Here is a 17,391-nt window from a genome sequence, read left to right on the forward strand (position 1 = left end):
GTCTTGAAATGTCTTGAAATCCTCACCCAACAGGTTGTCCACCTGCCCCTTCAGAGTGTCCAACTGACCCTGAATATCATCACGAGCCTGCGACAACGACGACGCCACCTGCTCCATCTCCGCATAAGACGCACCGAAATCAGCCACGCCACACCTCCGATAATCACTGGACCGGACCACCCCGGCCCGACACCAAAAACCTAACAACCCCCACAACACCCCGTCGATGGGGAGCACTCCCCATCCCCCGGGGTGCGCTCACTCCGCGTCGGCGGGATCCGTCTCCCCGACATCGAGAAGCGCGAGATCCGACTTGGCGACCAGACGCGACGCGATCACGTGCTCGACCAGGCGCGCGCGCCGGTTCGTCGCGGATCCGCCCGCGCCGCCCCTCATCCCTGGCACGCCGATCCGGTCGAACTTGTCGCAGACGTTGTCGAGCTTGCGGTTGAACCGCGTCACCGTCCACCCGAGGCGCGCAGCGGCGTCGGCACTGGACGGAATGGCGCTCATGCCGGTGCCGTCGCGGCGCAGCAGCGGCTCGGCGAGCGCGAGCAGCAGCTGCTTCTGGCTGAGGGTGAGCGGCACCTCGCCGATCGTGGAGTCGCCCTCGACCTCGCGCTCGCGCCGGGTCTCCCGGAATGTGGGCTCCGAGGAGTGGATCGTGAACTCGTAGGTCGTCGGTCCCGCCGAGAACACGACGCTCGTCGTCGCGAACACCAGCGGCAGGCGCGCGCCGGGGGCGAGCCAGGCCTGCACCCCGCCGGTCGCGTCCGTCACGGTCGCCTGCAGCCGTGCCCCGATGTTGGCCAGCCACCAGAGGCCGCCGGATTCGGCGATCTCCAGGAAGTGCCGGTGCAGGAACAGGTTCTCGTCGATGGAGAGGTCGCCCTCTCGCCCCACCACGAACCGGCCGCCGGGCTTGATCGGGAAGTACTCGCCCGCGAACTCGACCGTCAGGCGCGCACGCGACGGATCCTGCGTGATCTCCGGATCCAGCGTCATGGCGTCGTGCACCCCCGGACGGGCGCCGACCCCGAACCGTTCTCGCGGCGCAGCACGACGTCGACGCACGTCTGCCCGCCCGGCTGCGCCGGGACTGTGATCTCGGCCTTGTCGACCTTCGTCGTCTCGCCGTCTCCGGCGAGCGTGATGACCGTGACGAGGTAGGAGTCGCTGGTCTGCGGCTTCGGATTGGTCCAGGTGAAGTGCACCTCTCCTGCGCCGTCCGGCGTGCCCACGACGTCCTTCGGCGCCGCGGCCATGTCTCCGAGCGGATCGACGGGGTTCACCAGGGTGGACGGGCTGGGCTTCGGCAGCGCCCGGTTCGCGTTGAGCAGGTTCACGGTCAGGATGGATCCGCCGATCAGGACGACGGCGGCGACCGCGGCGGCGAGGCCCCACAGCAGGCCCTTGCGGGATCGGCGTGCGGCAGGAGCTTCCGTCGTCGTCTCTCCCGCCGTGTCGGAGACCCCGGGGACGAGCGCCGGCCCCGCGTCGTTCACGACGGGGGCGCCGGCGAGCGGGCTGACCGTGCGCGGAGCCCGCAGCATGGTCGGGTCCTCGTCCTCCTGCTCCGGGGCCGGAGCGGGGACCGGCGCGCTCATCGCGGGCGCGGCCGCCGCCGTGGCATCCCGCGGCACCCGGATCACCGTCTCCTCAGTGAGGGACGGATCCGACGGCGGAACAGGCGGCACGGCGGCATCGAAGCGCGGACCGGGAGCGTGCGCACCCGGTGGCGGCAGCATCGGGCTCGTCGTCGCCGACGGGCGGGTGGCGGTGTGGCCGGGGTCGATGCTGACCACCTCGCGCACCCTGGTCAGGCCGTCGTCGTCATCCTCGTGGCCCGGTTCGGGCTGGTGGTCATCGACGATGTCGATCGGGGTGACCGAATGGCYCAGCTCGATCTGGATCTTCTGCAGCGCCCGTGCGAACGCCACCGCACTGCCGAAGCGGTCGGCGGGGTTCTTCGCCATGCCCCGCTCGAGCAGGCGGCCCAGGCTCTCCGGAACGTCCGCGCGGCCGAGCGGCGGAAGCGGCTCGGCCTCGATGCGCGCGATGAGGTCTGCGCCGCTGTTGCGCTGGCCCGGCTTCTCGAACGGGCTGCGCCCGGTGAGCAGCGTGTAGAGCGTCGCGGCGAGCGCGTACACGTCGGAGCGCACACCGCCCTGAGGCGGGTCGCCGAACGACTCCGGCGGCGACCACGGGATCGACATGCCGGCGGCTTCGCTCACGGCGCCCGTGGTCGAAGCGATGCCGAAATCGGTCAGCGCCGGCCTGTTGTACGCCGTGACCAGGATGTTGGCCGGCTTGATGTCGCGGTGCAGAACGCCCGCGCGGTGCGCGGTCTCCACGGCTCCCGCGACCTGCACCCCGACACGGAGCGCCTCCGCCACGCTGAACGGCTCCTTGCGGGCGCGCTGCTGCAGGTTCGGACGCGGGCAGTACTCCATGACCAGGTACGGGCGGCCGTCGGCGGCGACTCCGGTCTGGTAGATCGTGACGATGGCCGGATGCGTCGACAGCATCGCCATGACGTTGGCCTCGTCGGCGAACTCCTGCGCGGCGCCCGACGCCAGACGGTCGGCCAGCAGGACTTTCACCGCGACGCGGCGGCGCGGCTGCTGCTGCTCATACAGGAAGACGTCCGCGAAGCCGCCCGTGCCGAGCGGCTCGACGTAGTCGAACCCCTCCAGTTGCGGCGGCGGGGACGGCGGCCGGCTCACGGCAGCTCCTCGAACGCGACGGTGATCCCGTCGCCGAGATCGATCACGTCGCCGGTGACCACGATGGTCTGCTCGCCGGGGTGCRGCCGCACCGGATCGCTTCCCGGCCGCAAGAGGGTGGATCCGTTCGTGGTGTGCAGGTCGAGCACGACGACCGCGTCGGAGTCGGGCCGGATCTCGAGGTGGCTGCGCGAGATGTCTTGCTGCGGGCTGTCGACCGCCACGAGGTGCGGCAGCGTGGCTCCGCTGGAACGGGTCGCGCGCGGGCGTCGGCCGATCACGACCGTGCGGTCGAGGGCGACCACCTGCCCCGAGGACAGCCGGATCCGCGGGCCCGAGGCGGGCGCCGCCGCGACGGGTTCCTCGGTGATGCCGGGCACGGACGACACCGGAACGGCGGAGATCGGCGCCGGGACATCGGTCCCGGTGATCGCAGACGGCAGGTCGGCCGGAAGATCGGCCGGCAAATCGGCTGCGAAGTCGCCGCGCATCGCGCGGGCCTGAGCGAGGGAGATCGTGGCGCCATCGTGGTCGCCGTCGTCATCCTCCTGCGCGACCGTCTGCGCGATCGGCACCGGGGAGAGGTCGAGCGTGTGCCCGCCGAGCGGCGCCGCGATCGTGTCGGCCGGCGGCAGGATGGTCTCGACCGGCGCCGGCGTGCTGAGCACGGTGTCGCCGACGTCGTCGAGGTCGTCGGAGTGCGGCACTGGATCCTGCGTCGTGGTGCCTGCGAGGGTCTCGAGGATCGGCGGAGCAAGCTCCTCGGGCACCGGCTCCGGCTCGGGCACCGGCTCGGGCTCCTCGTCCGCTGCGGGCTCGGGTGCCGGCTCCGGTGTGAGCTCAGGCTCCGGCTCGGGCTCCTCGTCCGCTGCGGGCTCGGGCTCCGGGAGCACTTCGTCCGCTACCGGAGTCGTCCCGTCGGCGTCAAGGATCGGGGTGAGGACCGGAGTCGCGACCTCGGGCACCGGGAGGGGATCCTCGGCAGCCGGAGGGGAGGCGACCGCGCCGAGCGCGATGCTCGCGGCGCGGACGATGCCGGCGACGATCGGTAGGCTCGGATCCGCCGCGCCGTCCTCGACGCTGATCTCGACGCCGATCATCCCGGGGACGAACCGCTCGCTCCAGGTGGTGACCTCGGCGCCGGTGATCTCGCGCTCGTCSTCGGCGGTGACCACCCGCGCGAGCACGCGTCCGCGCACGGCGATGCGCGCGTTCTCGCCCTCCCGCACGACGGCGGCGAACGGCGGGATGGCCGAGAAGGAGCCTCCGCCGGCTGCGGTCAACGCGTCGACGACGTCGGAGAACGCGACCTCTGAGACGGCGATCCGCTCCCACAGCCGCTCCACGAGCGCGGTGCCGGAGTCCGGTGGCAGCACCACCACGGCCTCCGGGCCGATCAGAGCGAACCAGGACCCTGCGCGGTAGACGGTGTTCATCAGCGCATCCCTCCCATGGCCTCGGCACGCGGTCGCGTGTCGGAGTCGATGTCCTCGTCGTCGATGCCGGTGGTGCCGTCGCTCCCGGGGCGGGTGCTGACGTGGATCGCGTCCACGATGACGGCGGTCACGTTGTCACGCCCTCCGTGCTCGAGCGCGCGGTCGATCAGGCGATCGGCGGCGGTCTGCGGATCCTCATGCATCGCGAGCAGGGTGCGGATCTCGTCATCCGCCACCTCGCTGCTCAGTCCGTCCGAGCAGACCAGGATCCGGTCGCCGACGCGGGCGGGGATCATCCAGTAGTCGGCCTCCCCCGTGCTGCCGGCCCCGATCGCACGGGTGATGATGTTGCGACGGCGGTCCTTCACGGCGTCCGCGGCACGCAGCTCGCCCGAGTCGATGAGCTCCTGCACCACGGAGTGGTCGACCGAGATCTGTTCCAGCACACCGCCCGAGAGCCGGTACGTGCGCGAATCCCCGATGTTCACCGCGAGCCAGTATCCGACCCCGTCGACCGCGGCGATCGCGACACCGCTGAGGGTGGTGCCCGCCTTCGCGACCCCGCCGTTCGCGAGCGACGCGCCCGCGATGGCGTCGACCGCCGCGCGCACGCGGGCCAGCGTGAAGCTGACGTCGTCGATCGTGAGCGCCGGGCGACCGTGCAGGGCGGCGAAGCCCTCGATCACCGTGCCGCTCGCGACATCGCCGGCCTGGTGTCCTCCCATGCCGTCGGCGACGAGGAACAACGGTGCTTGCGCGAGGTGCGCGTCCTCGTTGAGCGCACGGCGCAGCCCGGTGTGCGTGGAGGCGCCTGCGCGGGCGACGATGGGTCCGATCACGCGTAGCCTCCGACGGTCACGATCCGGTCGCCGATCTCGATGGCGTCACCCAGGCGGATCCGTACCCGCTCGCCGGGAGGGCACGCGATCCGCACGCCGTCGCGCACGATCGTCATGCCGTTGGTGGAGTGCCGGTCCATGACCCAGCCGCCTGCCGCCTCCGCCGCGGCCTCGAAATGCGTCTTGGACAGGGAGAGCGTCTCGTCCCGGACGACCACGACGGTCGCCCCGGTCTCTGGCGCGGGGTTGCGGCCGAACAGCGTGCGCCCGGAGACCGTGGCACGGGCGCCGTCGTCCCAGACGAACTGCAGGCGGTGCCCGGGGATCGAGATCCTGGTCTCCTCGAGGTCCTCGTCCTCGAGGGGCTGAGCCACGGAGGGGAGCGCCAGCGCGGCCTCGACCGACGCGGGTGGAGCGGCCGGCACCGGGGGCCGCGCGGGTGCCACGGTCTCCGGTCCGGAGACCGGAACGGGTGCCGGAGCGGGCACGGACGGGCTGACCCCCGGCACCACGGTGATCATGGAGCCCTCGTGCGCGGCGTCGGCTGCAGCCTGCGCTGCCGCTGAGAGCACGGTCGCGTCATGCGGGTCGGCCTCCGCGGGAGCGACCGCCCCGGACGGGACGGATCCGTCGGCGTCCGGCGCACTCGACGATGCGACGGCGGCGCTCGGCGCCGGCGGGAGGGTGAAGCCGGTGTGCCCGTCCTGCGGGCCGATGGGCGCCGCCGACGGCGGGAACAGGGAGCCGGCGTCGGCCGCCGGGGACGGGTCGCCCTGTTGCGTCGGCGCGAACGAGGCGGCCGGTGCGGCGTTCTGGATCACTGCCCCGCCCTGGGGTGCGGCGGAGGGGACGGCAGCGGACGTCGGCGCGGGTACCGGTGCGGTCGCACCGCGCACGTCGCGCATGAGCGCTCCCGCGGCGCGGTCGTGCCAGCCCTGGAACCGGCCGGATCCGTCGAACAGCGGCGTGAAGTAGCCGACGACGATCGCGGTGCTCAGCCCGAACACGATGTTGCGCAGCAGCGCGCGGCCGAAGCCCAGCGGCGCCTCGCTGCCCTCGCGCACCAAGCGGAGCTTCATGATGCGCATGCCGAGGGAACCGCCGGATCCCTGCAGGAGGCAGAGTACGACGAACCAGACCAGGGCGACCACGAGCGTCAGACCGACGCCCAGGAAGAGACCTGCCGCCTTGGATGCCGCATTCTCCGCCGTGAGGCCGGACAGCGTCGTCGCCGCCGTCACGCCGTAGCCGACGAGGAGGATGAACGCCATGATGGCGCCGTCGATCGCGCAGGCGATCGCACGGCGCGCGAGGGGAGCGATGGGCCCCGCCGGGCTCATGGTCATGGGGTCTCGCTCTCGGATCCGGGGCGTGCGGTTCGGGTGCCGCCCGTCTTTTCTGACGTGCTCTCGATCGTGCCAGTACCGCCGGTCACGGCGCCAGAGCCGTTGCCGGGACGCCGGATCCGCTCCGCCGCCGCGTCGCGCAGGTCCTGCACACCCGAGGACAGGCGCGAACCGCCCAGCAGCGATCGCAGGCTGAGGCGCGCGAGCATGCGACGACGCCAGTTCGCCTGGCTGCCGAGGCCCGCGACGATGCCGTCGACCTCGCGCCAGAACGCGTCCACGTCTGCGGTGGTCGGCTCGGTGGGGCCGAACACCTGCGCGTCGGCGTGGTCGGCCAGCGCGGTGACGGCCGGCACCGTGAGCGCGGTCGCGACCGTCTGCGCCTCCTCGGCCCTGGTGCCGCCGGCGGGGATCCGCGCTCCGTAGTCCACGGCGCGGTCGGTGAGCTCGTCCCAGCCGCCGCTGATGCGGTCGGCCGCGAGGGCCGCCGCACGACGCTTGCGCCGGCGGGCGGCCTTCCACGCGCCGATCACGATGAAGGGGGCGGCGAGGATCGCGAGCACGAGCAGCACACCGCCGCCGATCGCGAGGATCGTGCCGATGATGCTGAGCAGGTTGTCGGGACCGTCCTGGTTGCCGCGCTGATCGGGCACACTCGGCGGCAGGTCCACGGGCTCCTGAGGCGGGGGCGGCGGCTGCAGAACCTGCGGCTTGGGCACGACCTTGGGCTTGGTGATCTGGTCTTGCGGGACCTTGTCCTTCGGCGGGGTCGGATCGAAGGCCACCCACCCCGCCTTCTCGAAATTCACCTCGACCCAGGCGTGCAAGTTGTCGCCATTGGCGGAGAACGTGCCCTTCTGGCCCTTGTCGGGGTAGAAGCCCATCACGACCCGGACCGGGATCCCCAGCGAGCGCGCCGCGAGCGCCATCGCGACGGCGTACTGCTCATCGTCGCCGATCATCTGCTCCCCGCCGATCAGGGTGGAGATGCGCTCCTCGGTGTGTCCGGCCCGGCTCAGCGCCTCGCCGTCCAGGCCGTGGCTGTAGAAGCCCTCCTCGGAGAACTTCTTCACGAGCGCCCGCACCTGGGCGATCGGGGTCTTCGCATCGGCCACGGTGTCCGAGGCGAGCGCGTCGAGCTTCTCCGGTCCGTCGGCCTGCTTCGGCATGGCGACCGCGCCGAAGTCGAGACCCTCGAGCTGCTTGTCGGACCAGGTCTTCGGCATCGTGGTGTCCACGGTGTACGAGTCGCCCTTGCGCAGCTTCGAGGTGGCGACAGCCGTGCTCGTGGACTCGTTGTAATAGGTGCCGCGGCGGAGCGCATCGGCATCGGATCCGCCGAAGGTGATCTTGCTCACCCGGCCGGCATCCGGCAGCCAGACGCCCGTGTACTGGTCCATCGTGAAGTCCAGCGTCGCCGGAGATCCCGCCGCATCGGCCGACATGTTGTCGCGGATCGGGCTGAATGCACCGGACGAGCCGATGCCCCTGTCCGACACGTCGTAGACGACGCCGTTGTACGCATCCATCGTGCCGATCCGGATCCTGGCGCCCTCGGGCAGCCCCTTCACCGTGAACAGGGTGTCCTTGCGGTGGTCTTTCACGTACCCGCGGTACGACTGCAGCGGGCTGGCGTACTGGTGCACGTCGAACGGCGGCAGCACCACGTCGCGGAACACGTGCCGCGGCTCGGCGAGCGTGGTGGCCGCGGCGACACCGGTGCCCGCGAGGCCGGCCACGACGAGCACGGCGGCGCCGGCCAGGATGCGACGGCGGCGCAGCGCGGAGGAGCGGGATCCGTCGGCCGTGACCGATACGGCCGCGTCGGTGCTCTCGCCGAGGCCGCGCAACGCGAGCCACGCCACCGCGACGAGGGCGAACACGACGCCCTGGGCGATCGGGGCGGCCGGATCCGGCACTCCCATCGCGATCACCAGCATGAGGTGCACGCCCGCCGGGATGAGCGCCCACCCCACACGGCGCAGACGCAGCGCCAGCGCGGCGGCGACGACGCTCGACACCAGGGCGGCCAGGAACGGCACCAGGGCGTAGCCGTCGCCGACCGCGACAGGGGCGACCGTGGTGAGCATGGCCTTCCAGCTCGTGACCGCTCCGGCCGACAGCGCGCCGAGGGTCTCGCCGGTTGGCACGACGCCGAAGAGCGTCGTCTGCGGCAGCGCGAGCGCCCCGCCGAAGAGGAAATACCCGAGCAGGGTGAGCCCTGCGGTGGACAGGATGCCCCACCCGCGCCAGGCGCAGAGGAGGGCGATGGCGGCGCCGAGGAGCAGCCCGCCGATCGCGGCGGGCAGATAGGAGCCCCCGGCGAACGAGGGCCACCAGCCCACGGCGCCGACGCCGATCAGCAGCACGACCGCGAGGAGGTCGATGAGCACGCGCCGCGGGGACAGCGGGGTGCGGGCGGGCTTCGGCGCGCGGGGCGCCTTCGGGGCCTTGGGCGCCTTGGCCGTTCGGGCAGAGCCGGTCTGTGCGGGCGCGGTCATGCGAGCACCTTCCCGAGGGCGAGCGGCAGCTGCTCGAGCGCCCCCACCGTGATCACGTCGGCCTCGCCGATGCGGCGCAGCGACGGCGCCTCACCCAGGTCGGCGACGATCGCGAGCACGCGAGAGCCGTACGGGAGCCGGGCGCAGGCGGCGCGCAGCTCCTCCGGCGAGGTGCGGCTGCCCCCGACGAGCACGACGACGCTCGACAGCGGCATGTGCGCGGCGACCGTGCCGGCGAGCGTCGCGAGGCCGCCCTCCTTGGCGCGCCCCTCCTCGACGCCGGAGAGCGAGTCCAGCAGCTGCTTGCCCGTGCCGGAGGGCAGCGCCCTGCCCTGCACGCGCAGCTCGACGTGCTGCGAGTCGCGGATCGCACGCAGCCCCACGGATCCGGCCAGCGAGATCGCCAGCTCGAACTCGTCCGCCTCGGCGTACTCGTTCGCCGCACGGCTCAGCCCGATCACGAAGTGGGAGCGGCGGGTCTCCTCGTACTGACGCACCATGAGCACGCCGGTGCGCGCGGAGGAGCGCCAGTGCACGCGGCGCAGGTCGTCGCCGGGCTGGTATTCGTTCAGCGCGTGGAACGAGACGTCGTCACGGGACAGATCCGACGCGGGCAGACCGTCGAGGTCGCGCAGGAACCCGAGCGACTGCCCGTCGAACACGATCGTGCGCGGGTGCACGAAAAGGTCGATCGGGTCGTCGCGACGGTGCGCCCGCTCGAAGAGTCCGAGCGGGTCGCCGCGGACGACGCTGACGGGTCCGACCGAGACGACGCCGCGGCGGTGGGTGGGGATCGCGAAGAGCTCCTCCGCCTCCTCGCCCGGAGCGAGCCGCTTGATGCCGAACTCGCCGCGGCCGGCGCCGACCGGCAGCACCACCCGGGAGGGCAGGATCGCCCTCGACCCGCGGTTGGCCAGGGTGAGCGCACCCACGGCGCGCTCCCCCACGACGACCCGGGTGCGGGCGAGGTCGAGGCTGACGTCGTAGGCCGTGCGGCCGATCAGGAACAAAGCGCACAGGACCAGCACCACGGCGATCACGAGGGCGATCACGACGACCTCGATCCAGCCGAGCGGCAGCGCGATCACGAGGCATCCGAGCGCGATCGCGCCGAGCACCCACGCGAGAGGCCGCACGGCGGACGCGATCAGGCGCAGCCGTGCGCCGATGCGCGCGAACACCAGCGCGGCGATGTCGCGCCAGCCGGCCTCGCGGTCGGCCCCGGCCGGACGGTCGGTGCCGCGCGCCTGGGTGGTCGTGGTCATTCTCGTGCTCTCTGTCATCGGTCCCGGCTGGGGGAAGGGACGTGGTCTGTCGGGTGCGTCCCTTCGACGAGCTCAGGGACCATGCGCCTCAGGGATCCGTGCTCAGGCCGCGGAGCGCGCCTGCGGAGCGGCGACCTTCTCGACCACGCGGGCGACGACGGTCTCGGGGGTCGTCCCGGCGAACTCGGCCTCGGGATCGAGCAGCAGGCGGTGCAGCCACACGGGACGGGCGAGCGTCTTCACGTCGTCGGGCAGCACGTAGTGCCGCCCGTGCGCGGCCGCCCACACCTTCGCGATGCGGACCATCGCGAGCGCGCCGCGCACCGAGACGCCGAGGCGGATCGCGGTGTCCGCGCGGGTCGCCTCGACGAGTTCGGCGATGTAACGCAGGACGGCCGGCTCGACGTGCACGGCCGCGGCGAGGTCGGCCATGTCGGCGACGGCGCTCGTGGTGATGACCGGCGTCAGCTTGGCCGAGGGGTTGCGGTCGGCGGCGCCCGCGAGGATCGCGGCGGTGACCTCGAGGTCGGGGTAGCCGATCGAGGTCTTGATCAGGAACCGGTCCAGCTGCGCCTCGGGCAGCTTGTAGGTGCCCGCCTGCTCGATCGGGTTCTGGGTGGCGATCACGAGGAACGGGCGGCCGGCCTCGTGCGCGACGCCGTCGACCGTGACGCGCGACTCCTCCATGACCTCGAGCAGCGCCGACTGGGTCTTCGGCGAGGCGCGGTTGATCTCGTCCGCGAGCACGATCGAGGCGAACACCGGACCGCGGTGGAACTCGAAGGTGTGCGCGTTCTGGTCGTAGATCGTCACGCCGGTCACGTCGGACGGGAGCAGGTCGGGCGTGAACTGGATGCGCGAGCTCGTGCCCTGCACGGTTGCGGCGAGCGCCTTGGCGAGGCTCGTCTTACCGGTGCCGGGGGCGTCTTCCAGGAGCACGTGCCCCTCGGCCAGCATCGAGGCGAGCACGAGGCTCACCACATCGCGCTTGCCCTGCAGCGCGCGGTCGATGTTGTCGGTGAGTCGCGTGAAGGTGCCCTGGAACCAGGCCGCCTGTTCGGGGGTCATCGTCATCTCTTCGTCGTTCCTTACGTTGTCAGGCGGTCATGAGGCGGTGGCGCGTGCTCGCGCGCTCACCATGAACCGCGAGTCCAGAAGTTCTTCTCGGTGTCCACGGATCCGCCCCAGCCGGCGATGTCGACCCAGACGTCGACGCCGTCCTGACCCTTCGCGCAGCCGAGCCGCTTGGATCCGTTGCCGTTGAAGTTGACGGCCTGCCCGCCACCAATCTGGCCGTCCACGCTCGAGTGGCAGTACACCGTGCGGTTGCCGAGGTTGAGGTTCTGGAAGTTGACCGTGAAGTACTGGCACGGTCCGTTCACACAGCGCCCCGTGACCGCGCTCGCGTCGCCGCCCTTCGTCACCCAGACACGCGGCTGCGGCGGACTGTCGGTCTTGTCGGAGGCGCTCGCGACCGAGGACTGCTGCGGGACGTTCGTGAACGCCTGCGCCTCGATCGTATGCGTCTGGTCGTAACCGTTGCCGGCGCTCGTCGACCCGCTGTCCCCGACCGATTGCCATCCACCGCCATCCACTCGGATCTTCATGGTGACGGGTCGCCCGTTCTCCGCCGGAGCCTTCCAGCTCAGCGTGACGCTCTGACCGTTGTTCCGCGCGCTGACCGTGGGGTTGCCGATCGCACCATACGGCTGCAGACCGCCCTTGGAACCGGCGGCACCGGGCTGTGATTCCTGCCCTCCGACCACGGAGTAGGCCCGCACCGACACGGTGTACGTGCCGTTGTTCGCGGCCGGGATGTTCGTCCCGTCCCAGTCGCGTCGCCAGCCGCCACCGGTCGAGTACTCGTAATGGGTCTCGGTCGGGCTGGCGCCGTTCTTGTCCGGGGTGTCGTAGGCCACGATGATCTTGTTGTCGCCCTCTTGCGCCGAGGTGATGGTCGTCGCCCCCGGCTGGCCGAACGCCCGCTGCGCGTTCGACATCGCCGACCACGCACCCGGGCCGGCCTTGTTGTTGCCGCGCACTTGGAACGTGTAGTTCGATGTCGAATTGTCGACCACGACGGTCTGCGAGTTCAGCGAACCCGCGACGGTCACGGTGTTCACGAGCTGCCCGCCACGAATCACCTGCAGGTCGTAGCTCGAGATCGCGTCGCCGTTGGCGCCGGCCGCTGACCAGCTCACGGTCATCTGCGACTGGCTGCCCACCGACGGCGCGCTCTGCGCCTGCGGGGTGCCGGGCGCGGTCGGCGGACCCGCCGGGATCTCCGAGGCGGACCAGCCCGACCAGCTGGACGGCTCGGGCGCGCGGTTCACGGCCTGCACGCGCACCTGGTAGTTCGCGCCGTTCTCCAGACCGTCCCACTTCAGGCTGTTGCCCGTGACGCCCGTCTTCGTCGCCGCGCCGCTGGGCGGTGCGGGCGAGATCTCCAGGTTGTACGAGGACACCGGGGATCCGGGAGTCGTCGGCGTGGTCCACGACACCTGCAGCGACTTGTCGCCGAACTTCAGGGTCGGCGGGTTCGGGGTGTCCGGACGCGCATCGGGGCGTGCCACGGCCGACGTGGGCGACGGCTTGCCCTCGCCCACGCGGTTCGTGGCGGTGACGGCGAACGTGTACACCACGTTGTTCGTCAGCCCGTCCAGGGTGCACGTCGTCGAGGTGCACGCCTTGGTGTAGCTGCCGCCGCTCGTCGCGCGCACGGTGTATCCGGTGATCTCGGCGCCGTTGTTCGACGGCGGGCTCCAGTTCAGCACCACGGTACGGTCCTGCACGCTGGTCACCTGCGGGGCGCCGGGAGCATCCGGCACGCCCTGCACCGTGACGACGATGCGACCGTCGACCTCGCGGTCCGGATCCTTCGTCGCGTCCTGCACACGATAGGTCGCCACGACCTGGCCGACGAACTTGGCGTCGGGCGTCACGACGATCTTGTCGCCCTGCACCGACGCGTCCGCGTTCCCCGTCTGCACGCTGACGGAGCGGATCTTCAGCGGCTTGTCCGGGAACGGGTTGACGTCGTTCTCCAGTACAGGGACCGTCACGGCCTTGCCCTGGTCGGCCTGCGGCACCGTGTCCTCATTGGCGACCGCGAGCGGGCGCGTGGACGCGGCGACCGTCACGGCGACCGTGCCCGTGACCGGGTCCGTCTTGCCGTCGGTGATGCTGAGCTTCACCGTCGCACCGGTGCCCTTGGGCGTCGAGGAGTCGGCCTCGACCTTGAGCGTCGAGCCGTCCAGGCTGGCCTTGACGCCGCCGTCTGGCTGACCGGTGATCTTGTAGCTGATCTTCTTCGCGTCGCCCGGATCCGGATCCTTGGTCAGCGCCGCGAGGTCGACCGGCTGCGCGGGCTCGCCCGGCGCGACCGAGACCTGCGCGTTCTTGAACGCCGGCGGCTGGTTGTCCGGCGGCAGCACCGTGATCGGCAGGCTGAGCGTGGCCTTGCGCCCCTTGGGGTCATCCGGACCGGTGCCGTCGGTGACCTCGAACGCGAGCGCGTCCTCGCCGAAGTAGCCCTGCTTGGACGTGTAGACGAGCGTGTGCTCGTCCTTCAGCAGCGGCGCTCCATTGCTGAAGACCGCGCTGACCTTGGCCGCCTCGGTGATCCGCACCACGCCGCCCCCGGCGACGGCCACGTACTTCGAGAGCGGGAGCTCGATGGTCTCGCCGCTCTTGACCTCGACCGGCTTGGTGGAGATGAGGGTCGGCGCGAGCTCCGACAGGGCCGGCACGAAGATGAACGCCGAGGCGCTCTGGTCGTCCTGATCCGTGATCGAGTACTGCACGAGCTGGCGCTTGTCGGTCACCGTGACCTGGATCTTGCGGTTGGGGAGCACCTTCGCCGCGGGGTCGGAGACGCTGAGCTTGAGGGCATCGACCGTGCCGTCCGGATCCTCGTCGTTGTCGAGCACCGGCACCTCGACCTGCAGACTCTCGCCCTTCACGTCCGATGCCTTGATGCGGTCGTCGCGCGCGATCGGCGCCACGAGCGGCACGTCCTCCGCGACCGTGATCTGCACGGGCGCGGTCGCCGTGGCGCCCTGCGAATCCGCCACCGTGTACTGCACCGAGGTCTGCACGGGCCGGTTGGGGGCCGTGATGAGCACACGGTCGCCGGAGACCTCTGCCTTCAGGCCGTCGACACCCGCAGCGGTCTCGATGCCGTCCTTCACCAGGCCGATCGTGTCGCCGTCAGGATCCGAGTCGTTCGTCAGCACGGCGACGGCGACCGTGCGGCCTGGGCGCATCACGATCGAGTCCTTGACGGCGTACGGCGCCTGGTTGATGTTGGCGCCAGGGGCGATCCCGACGCGGATGGTCGCGGTCGCCTCCTTGCCGAGCCGGTCGCGCACCTTGTAGGTGAAGCTGTCGATCCCGCTGGCCTTGTCGAAGGCCTGGTACGTGAGGAAGTTCGCGCCGACCTCGGTGACCTGGCCCTGCTTCGGCGCGGAGTCCAGCCCGACGAGCTCGACCGAGTCGCCCTCGGAGTCCAGCCCGTCCAGAGGCACCGCGATGCGCACGCTCGTGCCGCTCAGCGCGCGCACGGTGAGATCGTGCGGGCGCGGAGCGGTGTTGGCCTTCTCATCGATCGGCAGGATCTGGATCGTGATGTAGCCGGCGGCCTTCTGCCCGTTCGAGTCCACCGCCTCGTAGGTGGCGTAGACCGTACGCGGGGTGTCGCCTGCGCGGAAGCGCACGGTGTCCTGCGACACGAACGCGTCCCCGTACTTCGGGTCGACCAGCGGATCGATCAGCTTCGGCGCCACGTGCAGGGTCGTGCCAGGCGCGTGCTTGTCGTTGTCCAGCACCGGGATCGTGACCACATCGCCCGCGCGGACCACGGCCGTGTCATCGTTCGCGGTCGGCGGGTCGAGCTTGCTCGGGGCGGGGATCGGTATGACGATCACGTCCCCGTCGGCGGACTTGGATCCGTTCGAGATGCGGTAGCTGATCCGCACCTCCTTGTCGAGGTTGCCCTGGTCGGTGATCCGCAGGGTCTCGTGATTCAGCACCGATACCGCCACGCCGCTGTGCGGAGGCACGGTGACCGACTGCACGACGAGGATCCCGCCGGCCGGGTCGACGTCGTTGTTCAGCACGCCCACGAGCACGTCGCCGCCGCTCGGCAGCAGTGCCACGTCGCGCACCGCGATCGGCGGCGCCGCCTCGGCGGACTTGTCCAGCACGTCCACCCGGACGAGCCCCGGCACGGCGTTCGGTCCCGCGCTCACGAGGTACTGCATGTAGTACGTGCCGGGCAGCTGCGCCCGGAACGTGAAGGTGCCCTCGCCGAAGTTCGGCGTGATCACGGCGCCCGGGGTCTCGTCGACCCGGGTGAGGCGGAGCGGCTCCTTACCGGAGCTGGAGTCGTTCAGCAGCGGCGATGCGGTGACCTGCTCGCCCGCACGGGTCACGTAGTGGTCCGCATTGGTCTTCGGCGTCGTCGTGCCGGCAGGGCGGATGTCGAGACGGATGGTGCCGCTCGTGAGCTCGCCAATCGCGTCGGACACCTGGATCCGGATCTCCTTGCGGCCGGGCAGACTGGCCACGGCACGGTAGGTGAGCTGACCGTCCGGCGTGAAGTCGACCTGGTCGCCCGGAGCCGCCTCGACGTCCTTCAGGTACACGTCGTCGCCATCCGGATCGATCCAGTCAGGCAGCGCGTTGTAGGTCACCGCACCGCCCTCCTCGACGAGGAGGCCCGGTGTGCGCTTCTGCTTGGGCGCACCGTTCACGCTCCAGTCGTGCACGCTGACCGCGACGTTCGCCGTGGCCTTGCCGCCGCGGCCGTCATCGGCCTGGTACTGGAAGGAGCCGGATCCGGTGGCGCCCTCGGCTACCGCGATCTGCAGGGCACCGCCGTTGTTGATCGGCTGCACGTCGCCGAGCGCCGGCTGCTCCTGCGCGAGCGAGGCGACCAGCACATCGCCGTCCGCATCGGTGTCGTTGTCGAGCACGGGCAGCATCGTGGTGCGGCCCGGCCGCACGCCGAACTCGTCGTCATGTGCGATCGGCGGGGTGTTCTCCGGGGTGCGCTTGGGCAGGGTCGTCTCGACCTGGTCGTCGCTGGTCTCGTCCTGCTTCTCGGTGTCGCCCTCGGGCGGCACGATGTCCTGCCAGTTGTCGACGCGCTGCAGGTTGTCGGTGGCCATCCACGCCGCACCGCTCGCGGTGTCGTTGAGCACGACCACGTCGCGGTTCACCCGGAACACCAGGGTCGTGCTGCTCTCGGCGCCCTCGATCGAGGTCTTCAGGTCGTTGTCGGACCCGACGCAGTCGCGCAGGAACTTCGCGGATCCGCCCCACGCCGCATACGTGCAGCCGTTCAGGTAGACGGGGGCCGCGGGGGCCCCGGTGCCCCCGGCGTCCTGCACCGACGGCGCAGATCCGTCCAGCGGCACGGAGACGAGAGCATCGGCGGTCGCCAGCAGGGCGGAGCCGTTCTCGGCGGAGGGCTGCTGCAGCACGGCCGCGTCGAGGTTCTTGACCTCGGATCCGGTGAGCTCGGTGCGGTGCCCGGCCGCGAACACGGCCTTGGCGTCGGCGTCGAGCACGACGGGGGTGGTGCCGACGACGGTGATCGTGGGCTTCGCGTTCTCGGCGAGGTCGATCTTCTCGGTGGAGGGCGGCTGCGGATCCCCCTGCTCGTCCACGTGCACGGTGACGATGCTGCGGTCCTTGGCGGAGACGGCATAGACCGTGCCGTCCTTGCCCACGGTGACGTCGGCGCCGGCGCCGAGGGTGGCGGTGGGCTTCGCGCCCGCGGCCTTGAAGCCGCTCAGCGACGAGGCCGAGCGCACCCAGAGCTTGCCCTCCTTGGGGTCGAGGATCGCGACCGTCGTGCCCCCGAGGGCCGGCTTCGCGCCGCCGGGGATGAGCACGGCGTCGCTCAGCACCACACGCGCCGGATCGATGCTGGTCAGGGTCGAGGCGGAGCGGTCGTCGACGAGCACGGTGCCACCGGACTGCAGCACGTCGTAGTTCTCGCCGCCGGTGCGCAGCCCGCCGTCCAGCACGCGGGACTCGTTGTTGAAGTGGCCGACGAGCAGGCTCGAGGTCTTGGTGAGCCAGACGCCGCCGTCGTGCAGATCCACCTCGGCGGTGGGGTTGCCCTCGTAGGCGAAAGCCATGCCGGCGACCGCGACGGCCGCGGCGGTGACGCCGGCGGCGGACGCGAGGGTCTTCGGTCGCATCCGCAACCACGCGAACGACTTCACCACGGATTTCCCCCCGAACGTCAAGCACAGCCGTCCCATGCAC

General features: G+C 71.2%; 9 protein-coding genes. All 9 read right to left on the reverse strand.

What is annotated here, in order from left to right:
* Positions 1 to 258 precede the first annotated feature (258 nt).
* Positions 259 to 1,005, reverse strand: coding sequence for a hypothetical protein (locus tag AC1DG4_RS17040; protein ID WP_477382134.1), 747 nt, complete (start codon positions 1,003 to 1,005; stop codon positions 259 to 261).
* Entirely contained in the window at positions 1,002 to 2,726 is a 1,725-nt protein-coding gene (locus AC1DG4_RS17045; protein ID WP_477421367.1) for a serine/threonine-protein kinase, read from the reverse strand. Before AC1DG4_RS17045 ends, AC1DG4_RS17040 begins: the two co-directional genes overlap by 4 nt.
* Positions 2,723 to 4,162 carry an FHA domain-containing protein gene (locus tag AC1DG4_RS17050; protein WP_477421368.1) on the reverse strand — a complete coding sequence of 480 codons (1,440 nt, stop codon included), beginning with the start codon at positions 4,160 to 4,162 and terminating at the stop codon, positions 2,723 to 2,725. The genes AC1DG4_RS17045 and AC1DG4_RS17050 overlap by 4 nt, the downstream gene beginning before the upstream one ends.
* Positions 4,162 to 5,001 (reverse strand): PP2C family protein-serine/threonine phosphatase, encoded by an 840-nt coding sequence (locus AC1DG4_RS17055; protein ID WP_477382137.1) that lies wholly within the window; start codon positions 4,999 to 5,001, stop codon positions 4,162 to 4,164. Before AC1DG4_RS17055 ends, AC1DG4_RS17050 begins: the two co-directional genes overlap by 1 nt.
* Positions 4,998 to 6,347, reverse strand: a complete 1,350-nt coding sequence (locus AC1DG4_RS17060) for an RDD family protein (RefSeq protein ID WP_477382138.1) — start codon at positions 6,345 to 6,347, stop codon at positions 4,998 to 5,000. The genes AC1DG4_RS17055 and AC1DG4_RS17060 overlap by 4 nt, the downstream gene beginning before the upstream one ends.
* Entirely contained in the window at positions 6,344 to 8,848 is a 2,505-nt protein-coding gene (locus tag AC1DG4_RS17065) for a transglutaminase-like domain-containing protein (RefSeq protein WP_477382139.1), read from the reverse strand. Before AC1DG4_RS17065 ends, AC1DG4_RS17060 begins: the two co-directional genes overlap by 4 nt.
* Positions 8,845 to 10,113: a DUF58 domain-containing protein gene (locus AC1DG4_RS17070; RefSeq protein ID WP_477382140.1), complete on the reverse strand. Its 1,269-nt coding sequence runs from the start codon at positions 10,111 to 10,113 to the stop codon at positions 8,845 to 8,847. Before AC1DG4_RS17070 ends, AC1DG4_RS17065 begins: the two co-directional genes overlap by 4 nt.
* A gap of 102 nt (positions 10,114 to 10,215) precedes the next feature.
* Positions 10,216 to 11,187: an AAA family ATPase gene (locus AC1DG4_RS17075; RefSeq protein ID WP_477382141.1), complete on the reverse strand. Its 972-nt coding sequence runs from the start codon at positions 11,185 to 11,187 to the stop codon at positions 10,216 to 10,218.
* 59 nt (positions 11,188 to 11,246) lie between these two features.
* Positions 11,247 to 17,324 carry an Ig-like domain-containing protein gene (locus tag AC1DG4_RS17080; protein ID WP_477421369.1) on the reverse strand — a complete coding sequence of 2,026 codons (6,078 nt, stop codon included), beginning with the start codon at positions 17,322 to 17,324 and terminating at the stop codon, positions 11,247 to 11,249.
* Between the last annotated feature and the right edge of the window lie 67 nt (positions 17,325 to 17,391).

Source organism: Microbacterium sp. 05N427, assembly GCF_056397105.1.

Coding starts and splice junctions, on each gene's coding strand:
- AC1DG4_RS17040 (WP_477382134.1), bottom strand. CDS start 1,005: ATGACGCTGGATCCGGAGATCACGCAGGATCCGTCGCGTGCGCGCCTG.
- AC1DG4_RS17060 (WP_477382138.1), bottom strand. CDS start 6,347: ATGACCATGAGCCCGGCGGGGCCCATCGCTCCCCTCGCGCGCCGTGCG.
- AC1DG4_RS17065 (WP_477382139.1), bottom strand. CDS start 8,848: ATGACCGCGCCCGCACAGACCGGCTCTGCCCGAACGGCCAAGGCGCCC.
- AC1DG4_RS17070 (WP_477382140.1), bottom strand. CDS start 10,113: ATGACCACGACCACCCAGGCGCGCGGCACCGACCGTCCGGCCGGGGCC.
- AC1DG4_RS17075 (WP_477382141.1), bottom strand. CDS start 11,187: ATGACGATGACCCCCGAACAGGCGGCCTGGTTCCAGGGCACCTTCACG.
- AC1DG4_RS17080 (WP_477421369.1), bottom strand. CDS start 17,324: ATGCGACCGAAGACCCTCGCGTCCGCCGCCGGCGTCACCGCCGCGGCC.